We start from the raw sequence: 15,891 nt of genomic DNA, 5'->3' as shown, positions 1-15,891 counted from the left end.
GAGTTGGTATAAGAAGCAATCCGTATTATTATAAGATAATTATCCATAAGAATAAAAACATAAAAGCCCGCTAAATGATTCAGCAGGCTTTTATAATATATTTTATATCCAGTATTATTATTCTACAGGAATATTTGTATTTACATTTTTGCTACCGATAGCAGCATAATATAATAGATAAGCCAATCCAACAAATACTACCCAGTAACTTGCCATATAACCAACGCTATCAGCTAGGAAGTTTTGAAGAAGTGGTAAGATACCTCCACCACAAACTAATGTCATGAATATACCCGATGCTGTTGTTACATATTTACCTAGTCCTTCTACTGCAAGATTAAAGATACCACCCCACATTACAGAAGTACAAAGTCCACACAATACCAAGAACATTGCATTGATAGGCACTTGCATCATACCGAATGAAAGACTACCGTTAATGCTTTGGAATACTGGCATTGACACTTTTGTAGTTATAGGAAGGAAGATCGCTAATAAAACTAATACAAGGCCTAAACCTGCTGCAACAGTAAGCATTGACTTACTTGATACTTTACTTCCAATAGAAGCTCCGAAGAAACGTCCGATTAGCATCAAGAACCAATATGTACCCGTTACAAAACCTGCTGATGTTGCATCCAAACCTGCAATCGATTTATCCGCAAGAAATAAGTTCAATGTTCCTGGAATACCAACTTCAACACCAACATATACAAAGATACCTATCGCACCTAATACAAAGTGACGGAAAGATAATGCACTATATTTGTCTTTTACGTTGTCAATTGCTTTCTTCACTTCCATATGAGGTTCCGGAATCTGAACCAATGCCAGAATAATAAAAGCGAAAGCAAAAACACCCATAGCAATATACATAACAGGGTATACATCTTTAATGTTAGCCTTTGTCACGTCAGCAACGAAAACACCCACTAAAACAGGAACTAATGTACCACACAATGAGTTGAAAGTACCTCCTGTTTGTATCAATGCACCACCTTTGTTACCACCTCCACCAAGAGTGTTCAACATAGGGTTTACTACTGTATTTAACATACACATAGAGAAACCTGCAACAAATGCACCAATCAGGTATATAGCAAAGCTACCGGCTCCTCCTGATAAGTATTGAATACCAATACCAACGAAACCAACAACGATAGCGATAAGTGCTGTTTTCTTGTATCCGATTTTCTTCAACAAGATACCAGCAGGAATACCCATAAATGCATACGCTATAAAGTTAGCAAGCACACCTAGCATACCTTCGGCGTTACTAGCTCCAAATTGGTTTTTCAAAACAACACCCATCGGCGCTGCTAGATTTGTTACGAATGAGACCATCCCGAAAAGCAGGATCATCACAATGATGGGTAACAAGTAATTTTTTTTCTCCGTACTACTCATGATTAAGTTTTTACATTTAGTTAGATTGTTTTATTTTTATAGTTTTAGTCAAATTTCATTCTTCTTTAGGTCGATCTCTGCACTTAACTCTGAGAATTCAAAGAGTAATTAAACTAAACAAAACTCAATTACCCTTTGATTCTCATTTGGATATGGTTAGTATCCAAAAACTCATGGTCGTTTAGGTTAAGTGAAGATTGTTATTGTATAAAATCGATGTAAAAATACTTATCTCTTTTCAGCTGTCATTCATAAAAAAACGTGTTGTACAACATGTATTTTTAGACCAAAATATCATTTCTTTTTATATCATATTGCCGACAAGTTCCTGTTTATTTATGTCTTTTTGTATCCAACGCCAAAACACCTTAAGAATGACTAACAGATTATCAAACCATTAACTTTAATCCAACCGTTAATCATAACAAAAAAATATACAAATGACATAAAAACTTACTCTTTGAGAATTCTTATAAAAACAGGAATAATAGTAAAATATCTTAATTCCAGCTTTTATAGGATTAACAATATTTAATATTGCTATTTTTGTGTTCTAACTAAGAACTGAACAGTAGAAAAGAAGAATTGTTATAGCTTATAAATAAATATTATGGAATCGATTCGCAATTTGTATAAAATCGGACATGGCCCGTCGAGTAGCCACACAATGGCTCCACAAAAAGCAGCTTTGATATTTAAAGAAGAAAATAAGGACGCGACATCGTTCCGAGTTACATTATACGGAAGCCTTGCAGCTACAGGAAAAGGTCATATGACGGATGTAGCTATCACAAACACCTTACTGCCCTACCCTACAGAAATTATATGGCAGCCTGAGATTGTTTTGCCATACCATACCAACGGTATGAAATTCGAAGCTATAGCAGCAGGTCAACCCGTAAAAGAATGGATTGTATACAGCATTGGCGGAGGTGACCTATCGGATGGGAATAGTAAAGTAAATAAGGAAAAATTGTACGACAAAAATACAATGAAGCAAATCCTTCAATGGTGCCACGAAACAGGCAAAACATTTTGGGAATATGTAGAAGATACCGAAGGCAAAGAAATATATAATTATCTTCTGGAAGTATGGAGAACAATGGAAGCTGCAATACACAGAGGTATCGACGCAGAAGGATTGCTTCCCGGAGGATTGGGATTGCAACGAAAAGCCTCTATGTATAGCATAAAAGCTAAAGGATATCAAGGCTCAATGAAAAGCAGGGCACTGATATACTCTTATGCACTTGCTGTGTCGGAAGAAAATGCAAGTGGCAATGTAATTGTTACGGCACCTACATGTGGATCAAGCGGAACTCTTCCGTCGGTATTGTATCACCTAAAAATAAACCACGATTTCAGTGATCAAAAAATAGTAAGAGCCCTTGCTACAGCAGCACTTATAGGCAATATAGTGAAGACAAATGCATCGGTATCGGGCGCAGAGGTCGGCTGTCAGGGAGAAGTTGGAGTAGCATGCGCAATGGCAGCGGGTGCGGCTTGTCAACTATTCGGAGGCTCACCTCAGCAAATAGAGTATGCTGCCGAAATGGGATTGGAACACCATTTGGGACTCACTTGCGACCCCGTGTGCGGGTTGGTGCAAGTCCCATGTATTGAACGAAACGCTTTTGCTGCTGCCAGAGCCCTCGATTCTTGTTCGTTCGCAATGTTATCGGATGGAAAACACCTTATTAATTTTGACAAAGTTGTTCGTACGATGCAACAAACCGGACATGACTTACCGAGCCTCTATAAAGAGACATCAATGGGGGGACTAGCAATAAACCTTGATTAGTAAAAAGAATTAAGCAGAGAGGCAATATTTGTCTTTTTTGAATATTATTTTAATATACATGTATATTTCATTACTTTTGTAAGTGAAATCAATTTACAAATAACCATATCACTATGACATCAATCGATTTACTTAACCGTGCGGCAGACAATATTCGTATACTGTCGGCTTCAATGGTTGAAAAAGCGAAGTCAGGTCACCCTGGGGGAGCAATGGGTGGAGCAGACTTCATCAATGTTTTATTCTCTGAATTTCTCGTTTACGATCCGCAAAACCCGACATGGGAAGGTCGTGACCGTTTTTTCCTCGATCCCGGACACATGTCACCCATGCTTTACAGCACATTGTGCATGACTGGAAAATTCACACTCGAAGACTTACAACAATTCCGTCAATGGGGAAGCGTTACTCCAGGACACCCCGAGAGAGACATCAACCGCGGAATAGAAAATACATCAGGACCACTGGGGCAGGGACATACTTTTGCCGTAGGAGCCGCAATAGCTGCCAAATTCTTAAAACATCGTTTTGGTGAGCGTATGAATCATACCATATATGCGTTCATCTCGGATGGAGGTATCCAGGAAGAGATTTCGCAGGGAGCAGGGCGTACGGCCGGACACCTGGGACTTGATAACCTGATCATGTTCTATGATTCGAACGGAATACAGCTATCTACAAAAACAAAAGAAGTAACCGAAGAAGATGTTGCCGCTAAATATCAGGCATGGGGATGGAGAGTGATCACCATTAAAGGAAATGATGCCTCCGAAATACGTGCCGCTCTTACAGAAGCTAAAGCTGAAAAAGAAAAGCCGACCCTTATCATCGGTAAAACAATTATGGGTAAAGGTGCCATTAAAGCAGACGGTTCAAGCTTTGAAAATGAGACTGAGACTCACGGACAACCCTTAAGTGCTGCCGGGGCTTCTTTCGACAAAACAATCGAAAACCTAGGAGGTGACCCCACAAATCCGTTCGTTATTTTCCCCGAGGTAAAAGAGCTATATGCTAAACGCAAGGCTGAACTCGAAGAAATAGTAGCAAAAAAACACGCCGAAAAACAAGCCTGGGCTAAACAAAATCCGGAGCTTGCCGAAAAAATGCAGAAATGGTTCAGCGGCTATACTCCGGCAATCGATTGGGCAGCCATAGAGCAAAAGCCTAATCAGGCGACTCGCGCGGCATCGGCAACCGTACTGGGTGTATTGGCAAAGCAAGTGGAGAACATGGTTGTTTCATCTGCCGACCTTTCTAACTCGGATAAAACAGACGGCTTCCTGAAATATACCCACAGCATGAAAAAAGGAGACTTCTCAGGAGCATTCCTGCAGGCTGGGGTATCGGAACTGACAATGGCTTGCCTGTGTATAGGCATGACATTGCATGGCGGTATCATTTCGGCTTGTGCAACCTTCTTTGTGTTCTCTGATTACATGAAACCTGCTATACGTCTGGCTGCTCTGATGGAACTGCCTGTTAAGTTTATCTGGACGCACGATGCTTTCCGTGTAGGGGAAGACGGACCGACACATGAACCCGTAGAACAGGAAGCCCAGATTCGTCTGTTGGAGAAATTGCAAAATCACAACGGGCACAACTCCATGCTGGTACTGCGTCCGGCAGATGTTACGGAGGCAACCGTTTCGTGGAAAATGGCCATGGAAAATCAAACAAGCCCGACCGGTCTGATTTTCTCCCGTCAGAACATCAACGACCTGCCGGCAAAAGAAAACCGATATGCAGAAGCTCTTCAAGCCGAGAAAGGAGCATATATAGTGGAGGAAGATGCGAACTATGACATCATCCTGCTGGCTTCAGGATCGGAAGTATCGACTCTCGTTGACGGGGCTAAGCTACTGAAAGAAGATGGCATAAAAACACGTATTGTTTCCGTTCCATCCGAAGGAGTATTCCGCACACAAAGTAAAGAATACCAGGAAAGCGTATTGCCGAAGGACAAGAAAAAGTTCGGATTGACTGCCGGCCTACCCGTGACATTACTAGGGCTCGTTGGCGACAATGGCAAAATTTGGGGTATGAACTCTTTCGGGTTTTCCGCTCCTTACAAAGTTCTCGACGAAAAACTTGGCTTTACACCTGATAATGTATATAAACAGGTCAAAGAATATCTGAAGTAATATAAAAAACAAAAAACAATGACAATTACGATACAAGGAGATAAACCGATAGGATTGGCTAGCGATCATGCAGGATATTCTATAAAGCAATATATTATCAGCCTCTTTGATCAACAAGGAGTTAAATATATTGACTATGGAACTTATTCTACAGAAAGTACCGATTATTCTGACTATGGTCATAAATTGGGAACAGCTATCGACAATGGCGAATGTGATTTTGGTGTTGCTGTTTGTGGTACAGGCAATGGCATTAATATGACATTGAACAAGCATAAGAAAGTACGTAGCGCGCTTTGCTGGAATGTAGAAATAACTCAATTAGCAAGAGCTCACAATAATGCGAATGTACTTGCATTACCGGGAAGAATGATTTCTCCTGAGGAAGCTTCTCAAATGGTAGAAACCTTCTTCAATACTCCTTTCGAAGGAGGAAGACATCAGAGACGCATCGACAAAATCCCTTGCATCTAATCTGGTTATTGTAAATAAAATAAATGGAGGCATTTCGTTAGAGTGCCTCTATTTTTTATATATTCTCAACTTCTATTTTGAGTAAATAGTCACATCGGCAAAAAGAGCATGCAACAATAAACTATTCTCGATATATACTCGAATCATACGCTAGATTTACTATTTTTGTGTATTGCTATTTATATAAACATAAACACTATGAAAGGAATTATTCTTGCCGGAGGAAGTGCTACACGACTTTTCCCACTCTCTAAAGCAATATCGAAACAGATAATGCCTGTGTACGACAAGCCAATGATCTATTATCCGCTATCAACACTTATGCTGGCAGGTATTCGGGAAATATTGGTTATATCTACACCTCGTGATCTCCCTATGTTCAGAGAGCTACTCGGCACAGGGGAAGAACTCGGCATGAAATTCGAATATGTGATACAAGAGGTTCCAAACGGGCTTGCACAGGCTTTTGTTCTTGGAGAGAAATTCTTAGATGGTGAGCCGGGTTGCCTTATCCTCGGCGATAATATGTTTCATGGGCAAAACTTTTCGCAGATGCTAAAAAAAGCGGCCTCTATCGAAGTCGGAGCCTGTATATTCGGATACTACGTAAAAGATCCTCGTGCATACGGTGTTGTAGAGTTTGATGAGTCAAAAAAAGTGTTATCTCTGGAAGAAAAACCCGAAAAGCCAAAATCAAACTATGCTGTACCGGGACTATATTTTTATGATAAAACGGTAACAGAGAAGGCCAAAGCTTTAAAACCATCGGCAAGAGGTGAGTATGAAATTACAGACCTAAATAAATGCTACTTGGAAGAAGGAACGTTAGAAGTACAATTATTTGGTCGTGGTTTTGCATGGCTTGACACAGGAAATTGTGATAGCTTACTAGAGGCAGGAAACTACGTAGAAACAATACAGAATAGACAAGGATTCTATGTTTCTTGTATCGAAGAAATTGCATGGCGCAACAAGTGGATTGATGATGATCAGCTGGCTGCCCTTGGGCAAAAACTAGATAAAACAGCTTACGGACAATATATCTTAAGTTTGGTCAAGTAAAAATCGCATAAAAATAGAAACACATTATATCAACAAGAAATAGTATACTGAAAAATGAAATTTACGGAACAATCCATCAAGGGAATCTGGGTAATAGAGCCTAAAGTATTTAATGATGAAAGAGGATACTTTATGGAGTCATATAAGAAAAATCTTTTCGATGAGCACATCGGTAAGATTGATTTTATTCAAGATAATGAATCTAAGTCTACTCGTGGAGTACTAAGAGGATTACATTATCAAATAGGAGAATATTCTCAGGCTAAATTAGTTAGGGCACTTAAGGGATCTGTTCTGGATGTTGTAGTTGATTTAAGGAAAAGCTCTCCTACTTTTGGACAATATCTGGCAGTAGAGCTAACAGAAGAAAATAAAAAGCAACTATTTATGCCAAGAGGTATTGCTCATGGTTTTTTGGTGCTTAGTCAAGAAGCGATTTTTTCTTACAAAGTAGATAACGTATATGCTCCTGCACATGAAGCGTCTCTACTATGGAGTGATCCATCGGTCGCTATCAACTGGGGAATAGATGAGAAAGAACTAATCTTATCACCCAAAGATAAAGCCGGAAAATTGTTATCCGAAGCTATTTTATTTGACTAAGAGTAAATGGCAAAAACAGTACGAAAAAGAACAATACGGAAAAGGGTAAACAGGAGAAAATCTAAAAAAAGTAATTTAAAGAAATACATCCTGTCAATGAGTATAGCTGTATGCTTAGGTATTGCAGCTTTCTTCGTTATTAAAGGATTTTTTGAAGAACCCGAATCTTTCGATTCTAGTAAATATTTTGTGAAAGGCATAGATGTTTCACATCATAATCCAATTCTTAATTGGGATAATGTAATGGAACAAGATATAACATTCGCTTATCTGAAATCGACAGAAGGGACGACACATGAAGACCGGAATTATCCTTTCAATTATGATCTGGCTCGAAAGTCTAATATAAAGGTAGGCTCATATCATTTCTATACGTTTGCCTTATCGGGAGAAGAACAGGCAAAACATTTTCTTAAAACAGCAAAATTTAATAGCGGAGACCTGATTCCTGCTATAGACGTGGAACATTCTCCGGCAAACCCGTATAGCAAAGACAAAGAATTTGTAGGTACTGTTGTCAAAGAGCTTAAAATAATGGAAAATAAGCTCTATGAACATTTTGGAGTTCATCCTATAATTTATACCAACAGAGATTGTTATAAACTATATATAAAAGGTAACTTTCCGAAGAATATTATATGGATGTGTGATCTACACAACGAGCCTTCAGACGATGTTAATAACTGGAAAATATGGCAATTTTCGCATAAAGGAGAATTACCGGGAGTAGACGGGCATGTTGATTTGAATTACTATCGATATACATTCAACGAGTTTAAAGAATTATTACTACCTTGAACACTCAAAATTAAGCTGATGAAGTATCTATATATTGCCATATTCGCCTGTTTCTTTTTTACATCTTGTTTTAAGGAAGATAAGTTCGAGAGCTCAAAGAAGGGAAACTTCGAGGCTCTTTGGCAAATTATGGATGAGCATTATTGCTTTTTTAATTATAAGGACGTAGATTGGAATGAAGTCTATAATCGTTATTCGCAACGTATAAGCGAAAACATGGATAACGATGCATTATTTGCTGTCTTAGGCGAAATGCTTGCGGAGGTACAGGATGGACACGTAAATCTAGTAGCCTCGCACAATGTAGCTCGTTATTGGAAATGGTTTGAAGATTATGCTGACAACTTTGACTCTAAGATACAAAAAAACTATCTCGGAACAGATTATGGTATTGCGGGAGGGCTTAAGTACAAGCTGTTGGATAATAATATAGGATATATATATTATGGTAGTTTCTCAAGTGGTATCGGCGAAGGAAATATCAATCAAGTGCTCGATCGGTTTGCACTATGTGATGGTATCATTCTCGATGTGAGAGATAATGGAGGAGGACTGATGTCCAATAGCGATAGACTGGCATCCCATTTCTTTAACGAAAAAACATTGGTTGGTTATATGAGACATAAAACTGGAAAAGGACACGATGACTTTTCCAAACCTTATGAAATATATGTAGAACCGACAAATGGTGTCAAGTACCAAAAGAAAGTGGTTATACTTACAAATCGTAGTTGCTACAGTGCAGCGAATGATTTTGTTAATGCTATGCGATATGCTCCCAATGCAACTATAGTTGGCGACAAAACCGGCGGAGGAAGTGGACTTCCATTTTCTTCAGAATTACCGAACGGTTGGTCTATACGTTTTTCTGCATCTCCTATCATGGATGCAGAAATGAATCAACTGGAATTTGGAATCGATCCAGACATTAAAATAGACATGACAGAAGCAGATATGGACAAGGGTATAGACACAATAATAGAAAAAGCTAAAGAAACAATTAAAAGCTCTAGCGAAAACCTATCTTTTTGAAATTAAAAAATCTAAATACAAACCAATTACAAAACATATAACTCCACACAGGTGTTATACAACATATAATAAAGATCAAAATGATTTATTAAAATATAAATATTTTGAAATTCATTTTGTATAACTTTGTATAAAGCAGAGATTTCATCTACAAACCTGTAAAACATTAATAATCATGCCTAAAGTTACAAAAGAAGCCGCCTTGAAATATCACAGAAGTGGGAGACCCGGAAAAATAGAGGTTGTACCTACTAAGCCGCATAGTACTCAAATGGATCTGTCTCTGGCATATTCTCCGGGTGTGGCAGAGCCATGTCTCGAAATAGAAAAAGAACCTCAGTTGGCATATGAATATACGACCAAAGGGAATCTGGTTGCTGTTATTTCGAATGGGACAGCAGTACTTGGGTTAGGCGACATTGGTGCACTTGCAGGCAAACCTGTTATGGAGGGCAAAGGGCTCTTATTTAAAATATTTGCAGGTATTGATGTTTTTGATATTGAGGTGGATGAAAAAGATCCTGAAAAATTCATCCAAACAGTCAAGGCAATTTCTCCTACTTTTGGGGGTATTAACCTTGAGGATATAAAAGCGCCCGAATGTTTCGAAATAGAAAGAAGATTAAGAGAAGAGCTTGATATTCCGGTAATGCATGACGACCAACATGGCACAGCAATCATTTCTGCAGCAGCTTTGATAAATGCATTAGATATAACGAATAAAGATATATCCAAAATAAAACTTGTAGTAAATGGAGCCGGAGCTTCTGCTATCGCATGTACAAATCTGTATATGAGATTTGGTGTGAAAAAAGAAAACATCATTATGTGCGATAGCAAAGGTGTAATCACTACCAAACGCCCTAACTTAACAGATACTAAAAAAGAATTTGCGATCGATAGCGATATTACAACGCTAAAACAGGCGATCGAAGGAGCAGACGTTTTCTTAGGATTATCTACTGCTGATATTCTTACAAAGGAAATGATACGGAAAATGAATAACAACCCGATAGTATTTGCTTTAGCGAATCCGAATCCTGAAATTTCGTACGAAGAAGCAATGGAATCACGCGATGATATTATTTTTGCTACCGGCCGTTCCGATTATCCTAATCAGGTAAATAATGTTTTGGGATTTCCATACATTTTCAGAGGCGCATTAGATGTAAGAGCTACTACGATAAACGAGGAAATGAAACTCGCTGCATCTAGAGCGATTGCCGACCTTGCAAAAGAGCTGGTTCCGGATGTTATTAATTCAGCCTATGAAATAAAAAAATTGACTTTTGGAAAAGACTATATAATACCTAAACCACTAGACCCAAGGCTATTAACATCAGTATCCACCGCCGTAGCCAAAGCCGCAATAGAGAGTGGAGTAGCTCAAAAGACAATCACCGACTGGGTAGAGTACCAAAACAGGATATCTGAGATGATGGGATACAGCAACAAGCTAATCCACCGTCTGACAGCTCTTGCCAAAAGCGAAAGAAAACGTGTTGTATATTGTGAAGGGAACCACGTTAATACTATAAAAGCTGCCATCATTGCGTATAAAGACAATCTGTGTGAACCTATTTTACTGGGCAGCGAAGAGCGAATACAGAATATAGCCAAAGAGAATGGACTTGACCTCAATGGAATAAAAATAATAAATCACAGAAATATCTCAGAGGATGTACGTAGAGCACGCTATGCTCAGCTATTGAGCGAGAAGAAGTCGAGAGAAGGTATCCGCTACCAAGAAGCATTCGAAAAAATGAGTGACCGCAACTACTTCGGAATGATGATGGTAGAGACAGGCGATGCTGATGCCGTTATCACAGGGATATATAGCCATTACCGTGAGTTTGCAAAAACAGCATTGGAGGTCATCGGATTAAAACCTCAGTATAAACATTTTGCAGCCATGCATATTGTACAAACAAAAAGAGGCCCTTATTTTCTAGCTGACACACTTATTAATCGTTGGCCGGAAGAAGATGTATTGATCGAAATAGTAAAACTGGCACACGACACTGTACAATATTTCTCTACAGAGCCGGTGATTGCAATGCTCTCGTTTTCCAACTACGGAGCTGATGATAACGGAAGCCCTAAAAGTATAGCAAATGCAGTAAGATATTTTCATGAAAATTATCCGGATTATAATATTGATGGAGAAATGCAGCTGAATTTTGCAATGAATAAAGAGCTAAGAGATAAAGCATTCCCATTCAACACACTTAAAGGAAAGGATGTAAATACATTGATATTCCCCAATTTAAGCTCAGCCAATATATCCAGTAAACTATTGATGGAGTTGGGTATTGCAGGTGAAAGCTTAGGACCAATTCAGATGGGATTGCGCAAAGCTGTCCACTTTACAGATATAGAAAGTTCAGTAAGAGACATAGTCAACTTAACGGCCGTAGCTGTTGTAGATGCAATTGCAAACAGCCTACAAAATAAGTAAGTATGTTACTTCGGGAAATATTGAAGGGTAAAAAGCTATATTATACTGATCATAAGAAAAAGAATGCAACTGACTTTAACTCCGGTACAAGATTCGGACATCGAGTTATTAAGCGAATGGTTACATAAGGATTATATCCTGCAATGGTACCATGATGCTGATGAATGGATTCATGAAATGAAAGAAAGAGAAGGAAACTTTAACTTCTTATCTCACTATATTGTTCTTGAAAGTGATAAGCCAATTGGATTTTGTCAATTTTATGATTGCTTTGACGCCAAGGAAGATTGGTATTCGGTGGAATGTCCAAACAAAATATATAGTATTGATTATTTGATTGGAGAAGAAAATTTTCTAAGGAGAGGATATGGCAAAGAAATTGTGAGAATTCTTACAAATAAAATAATCCGGGACAAAAATCCAGAGGCAATAATAGTTCAGCCGGAACAAGAAAATGTAGCGTCATGCAAAGCTCTCTTAGCTAACGGTTATATTTATGACTTAGATAATAATTATTACATACGACAATGCTTATAAGTATTATTGAATTGAATTGAATTTGTAATAACTGAGGTTTATTTTTAGTGAAGATTTCATGGAAATTGTTAGCTTTACACAAAACAAATCAATATGAATAAAAAGCATAAAGGAACCTGCTTATGTGGTAAAGTTGCGTTTGAAATAATAGGGACTTTTGAACGTTTCTTCCTCTGCCATTGTGAATATTGTCGTAAAGATACAGGCTCTGCCCATGCTGCAAACTTATTTTCTACGACAGCTAAATTAATATGGTTATCAGGAGAAGACAACATTAAGACCTTTGATTTCGAATCATCAGGACATATTAAAAGTTTCTGCCTCGATTGCGGCTCTGCACTTCCAAATATTCAGATGCATGGAAGTTTGCTTGTTGTTCCCGCAGGCTGCCTTGATACAAATATTTCTATTGTCCCACAAGGTCATATATATTTTTCGCACAAGGCTAATTGGGATAATGATTTACACAAAATTCAAATATTTGAAGAGCTCCCATTATAAGTGATATAAGTCGTTCATAAAATATTAAGTACTTGTTTGGAAATAGAACAAAGAATCTAACTCTTTTTGTGAAGATTGGAGAGAAATTGTTAAATTTATGGAATATTTTAAAAGATAGTTATGATAACCAAACAGAAAATTACAATATATTTAAAGTATCAAAATATAGATAACTTTGCTCGTTTTGCTAATGCTAAAGAGAAAAATATATTGGTAGATAAAGATTGGGCTCTTATCGAAAATTTAATACAAGATATCCATTTATTAAAAAACAATATGGTGTCTAGTGAAATGAGAGATAAAATAGAAAACAAAATCAAAGATTATACGGAAGACGAAAATGAACTTATCGAAAAACTAATTAATATAAAATTTTAACTCCCCCAATATTTCAGCATGAGAATTAGATCTAGTGAGGCATATCTCCACTGTATCGAATTCTTTTGAGAAGATGGGATAAAAATCATTAGCTTTTAAACCTTAGTAGTTTTTAAGAGTCTTATCAATAAATAATATTTATAAATTTGAAAGCCATAAAAAAACAATTATTACATTTCTTTTTATCATCGTTTACCTGAGTGGGTATGCACAAGACAGTAAAGTGTATAAAGGGAATTCTACATTTATGAGCGCGATAGTATACACAATCAAGGATGGCAAGGCATACAAAGGAAATTCCACATTTACAAGAGATATAGTATATACAATTAAAGATGGTAAGGTATACAAAGGAGACTCTACTTTTACAAGTGATATAATTAACACCATTGAGTAATTATAAAAAATCCCAATATCGTCCAATATTGGGATTTTTATGGGGTATAGCACCAAAGTATCGAGCTCTTTTTATGAGGATTGGACAGAAAGGTCAACTTTATTAAATCAACAGTTTTTTATGAGAAATATAATATATGACTTTGCTCGTTTTGTAGGAGCCCGAATCAGATTTTACTTCCTTAAACTCATAGGGTTTCCTAAACCACTTAAATATTTAGAAGGTAATTCTAATGACTATGCAAATAAGATTAGCCACGGATGCATTAATACTATTATAGGGATTTCTATTGTATTTGGAATTATTATAGGAATTGCTTACTTATATTTTACATATTTTAATTAAAATAAAATCCCCACACATTTCTGTATGAGGAGTTTTAAATTATTGTGGAGCATATCGGACTCGAACCGATCACCTTTAGACTGCCAGTCTAACGCTCTAGCCAGATGAGCTAATGCCCCCGATGAAAGCTGTGCAAATATATACAATTTTCGCTAATAATGCCAGATATATAAATAAAAAGAGAACTTAACTCTATTTAACTGTATACTGCGAGCAATATTCCACAGCAGACTTAATATCTTCCGGATTATCAAAATCCAGCTTATTTTCCTTAATATATTTCTTGATTTCTTCTTTGTGAACTTTAAATAACTTTGCTAATGAGTCTGGTGAAGAAAAGCGCTTCTGTGTATTATTAATCTTTATATAATAGAAATTATCAGGCTTGTAATTAAACTTCTCGGAAACGTTCAGAGGAATAGTACGTCCTTCTTTATTAATTACACTTACACTCGTTATAGCGCTTGTTGTAGATGTCATACCATAACCACTCGGTTTTCCCTCCGATACAGCTTTATATCTCCATTGTATATAAAAAATGAAGTTATTATAATTAATCCGCTCGTAGAATAAATTGCCTTTTATCTGCTCAAACATTCGCCCTTCAATATTGATATATGAAATATCCGAAGGATTGACTATCTCTAGTAAAGCATTATCCGAAGGTGAGAGGAAGAGCATTCTTTGATTTAAAGGATCATAATTAAGTTTTGCATATACAACTGCGCCATTTTTATATACAGCTTTTCCATTTTTAAATTCATCGAATATATATACATTGTCTTCTTGAGCTTGCAGTTCCAATGATACCCAGAAGAGACTAAAGAATAATGATAGAAGAAGATATTTGTTTTTCATAACAGGCATTTATTTAAAGCTTTAACAAAGAAAATAAAGTATTTATTAATCTACAAATAATTCAGTATTTATTCTACTTAAACAGTGAAAGTCCTGATAGTTTCAGGACTTTCTTATATTATGTTATACAGAAAATTCAGATCAAATATCCACAATGAACTTTTTTAGCTCTAAACTCAATAGAGGTTGGGGTACCGATTGCTTTATTTCCGAAATTATTATATCCAAAACTCTTTCTCTCAAAAATTCTTTACGAGTAACCAAGCTGATTTCTCTTACCGGCGAAATACCTTTCAGTGGACGCACATTCTTTTTTTGTTGTTCGGTAAGATCTTCTATTGCCATTTCGGGAATAATAGTAAGCCCGCTATTGTTATCTACAATATTGATCAGCGTGCTTATACTTCCTGCTTCATAAGAGAATAAAGAATGTGAGCTTTTACGCTTACGCATATTACAGATTCTCAATATTTGCCCTCTGAAACAATGAACTTCTTCAAGCAACCACAAACGGTTTATATTCAGATCATCTTCTTCAAGCTCTTTTTTTGCATAAAGTGATGTTTCGCGGGGAGAAACGTAAGCATAGAATCGTTCGTAATATATCGGATGTTCGGATATTTTATCGTTTTTCAGAGGTGTAGCCAATATAGCCCCATCTAAAGCCCCATTCAACAACTTCTCTATTATCTGACCGGTTGTAGTTTCTTCTATTACCAAAACAATATCATAACCATTTTCGTCATGTACCTTCATTAGTTTCGGCAATAGATAAGGCGCGATAGTAGGGATTATACCCAATTTAAACACTCCTTGTACTATTCCTTTTTCTTCTTGGATTATTTCTTTTATCTGCTTTACTTGCGATACAATGACACGAGCCTGATTTATGATCTGAATACCAATAACAGTTGGCTGAACAGGCAACTGACTACGATCAAATATTTTAACCCCCAGCTCATCTTCCAATTTCTGGATCATCATACTTAGGGTAGGCTGCGTTACAAAAGAAGCTTCAGCCGCTTTTGCAAAGTGGCGATGATTGTCCACTGCAATAATATACTCCAGTTGCTGTATGTTCATATCTACGGTATTTAGT

15 protein-coding genes and 1 tRNA gene are annotated in these 15,891 nt (G+C 37.1%); 12 read left to right on the top strand and 4 right to left on the bottom strand.

What is annotated here, in order from left to right; genetic code table 11:
• Positions 1 to 117 precede the first annotated feature (117 nt).
• Entirely contained in the window at positions 118 to 1,407 is a 1,290-nt protein-coding gene (locus QOX35_RS08415; protein WP_006842760.1) for an MFS transporter, read from the bottom strand.
• Positions 1,408 to 2,017: 610 nt separating this feature from the next.
• Between QOX35_RS08415 and QOX35_RS08410 the strand changes: the two genes are divergently transcribed.
• The 12 genes from QOX35_RS08410 (at position 2,018) to QOX35_RS08355 (ending at position 13,589) form a co-directional block, all read left to right on the top strand.
• Positions 2,018 to 3,208 carry an L-serine ammonia-lyase gene (locus QOX35_RS08410; RefSeq protein WP_135104114.1) on the top strand — a complete coding sequence of 397 codons (1,191 nt, stop codon included), beginning with the start codon at positions 2,018 to 2,020 and terminating at the stop codon, positions 3,206 to 3,208.
• 113 nt (positions 3,209 to 3,321) lie between these two features.
• Positions 3,322 to 5,349: a transketolase family protein gene (locus QOX35_RS08405; RefSeq protein WP_283686564.1), complete on the top strand. Its 2,028-nt coding sequence runs from the start codon at positions 3,322 to 3,324 to the stop codon at positions 5,347 to 5,349.
• A gap of 18 nt (positions 5,350 to 5,367) precedes the next feature.
• Positions 5,368 to 5,823: a ribose 5-phosphate isomerase B gene (gene rpiB, locus QOX35_RS08400; protein WP_283686563.1), complete on the top strand. Its 456-nt coding sequence runs from the start codon at positions 5,368 to 5,370 to the stop codon at positions 5,821 to 5,823.
• A 198-nt stretch (positions 5,824 to 6,021) separates the two neighbouring features.
• On the top strand, positions 6,022 to 6,885 hold the full coding sequence (gene rfbA, locus QOX35_RS08395) for a glucose-1-phosphate thymidylyltransferase RfbA (protein WP_283686562.1): 864 nt from the start codon (positions 6,022 to 6,024) through the stop codon (positions 6,883 to 6,885).
• Between the two features lie 54 nt (positions 6,886 to 6,939).
• Positions 6,940 to 7,488: a dTDP-4-dehydrorhamnose 3,5-epimerase gene (gene rfbC, locus QOX35_RS08390; protein WP_283686561.1), complete on the top strand. Its 549-nt coding sequence runs from the start codon at positions 6,940 to 6,942 to the stop codon at positions 7,486 to 7,488.
• Positions 7,489 to 7,584: 96 nt separating this feature from the next.
• Entirely contained in the window at positions 7,585 to 8,286 is a 702-nt protein-coding gene (locus tag QOX35_RS08385) for a glycoside hydrolase family 25 protein (RefSeq protein WP_283686560.1), read from the top strand.
• Positions 8,287 to 8,304: 18 nt separating this feature from the next.
• Positions 8,305 to 9,318 carry a S41 family peptidase gene (locus tag QOX35_RS08380; protein ID WP_283686559.1) on the top strand — a complete coding sequence of 338 codons (1,014 nt, stop codon included), beginning with the start codon at positions 8,305 to 8,307 and terminating at the stop codon, positions 9,316 to 9,318.
• Positions 9,319 to 9,493: 175 nt separating this feature from the next.
• Positions 9,494 to 11,776: an NADP-dependent malic enzyme gene (locus QOX35_RS08375; protein WP_283686558.1), complete on the top strand. Its 2,283-nt coding sequence runs from the start codon at positions 9,494 to 9,496 to the stop codon at positions 11,774 to 11,776.
• Positions 11,777 to 11,839: 63 nt separating this feature from the next.
• On the top strand, positions 11,840 to 12,313 hold the full coding sequence (locus tag QOX35_RS08370; RefSeq protein WP_283686557.1) for a GNAT family N-acetyltransferase: 474 nt from the start codon (positions 11,840 to 11,842) through the stop codon (positions 12,311 to 12,313).
• Between the two features lie 93 nt (positions 12,314 to 12,406).
• A complete protein-coding gene (locus QOX35_RS08365) occupies positions 12,407 to 12,814 on the top strand; it encodes a GFA family protein (RefSeq protein WP_283686556.1) in 408 nt (135 codons plus the stop codon).
• A 120-nt stretch (positions 12,815 to 12,934) separates the two neighbouring features.
• A complete protein-coding gene (locus tag QOX35_RS08360) occupies positions 12,935 to 13,192 on the top strand; it encodes a hypothetical protein (RefSeq protein ID WP_283686555.1) in 258 nt (85 codons plus the stop codon).
• A gap of 223 nt (positions 13,193 to 13,415) precedes the next feature.
• Positions 13,416 to 13,589, top strand: coding sequence for a 6-fold beta flower protein (locus tag QOX35_RS08355; protein WP_349630697.1), 174 nt, complete (start codon positions 13,416 to 13,418; stop codon positions 13,587 to 13,589).
• Between the two features lie 390 nt (positions 13,590 to 13,979).
• Here the strand turns inward: QOX35_RS08355 and QOX35_RS08350 are convergent.
• The 3 genes from QOX35_RS08350 to QOX35_RS08340 form a co-directional block, all read right to left on the bottom strand.
• Positions 13,980 to 14,053, bottom strand: a tRNA-Ala gene (locus tag QOX35_RS08350).
• Between the two features lie 73 nt (positions 14,054 to 14,126).
• Positions 14,127 to 14,792 (bottom strand): hypothetical protein, encoded by a 666-nt coding sequence (locus QOX35_RS08345; RefSeq protein ID WP_283686553.1) that lies wholly within the window; start codon positions 14,790 to 14,792, stop codon positions 14,127 to 14,129.
• Between the two features lie 141 nt (positions 14,793 to 14,933).
• A complete protein-coding gene (locus QOX35_RS08340; protein WP_283686552.1) occupies positions 14,934 to 15,875 on the bottom strand; it encodes a hydrogen peroxide-inducible genes activator in 942 nt (313 codons plus the stop codon).
• Between the last annotated feature and the right edge of the window lie 16 nt (positions 15,876 to 15,891).

The sequence above is a fragment of the Dysgonomonas sp. Marseille-Q5470 genome, from assembly GCF_951230145.1.
In the GTDB taxonomy this organism is placed as follows: domain Bacteria; phylum Bacteroidota; class Bacteroidia; order Bacteroidales; family Dysgonomonadaceae; genus Dysgonomonas.
This window is presented reverse-complemented; position numbering and strand designations above follow the sequence as displayed.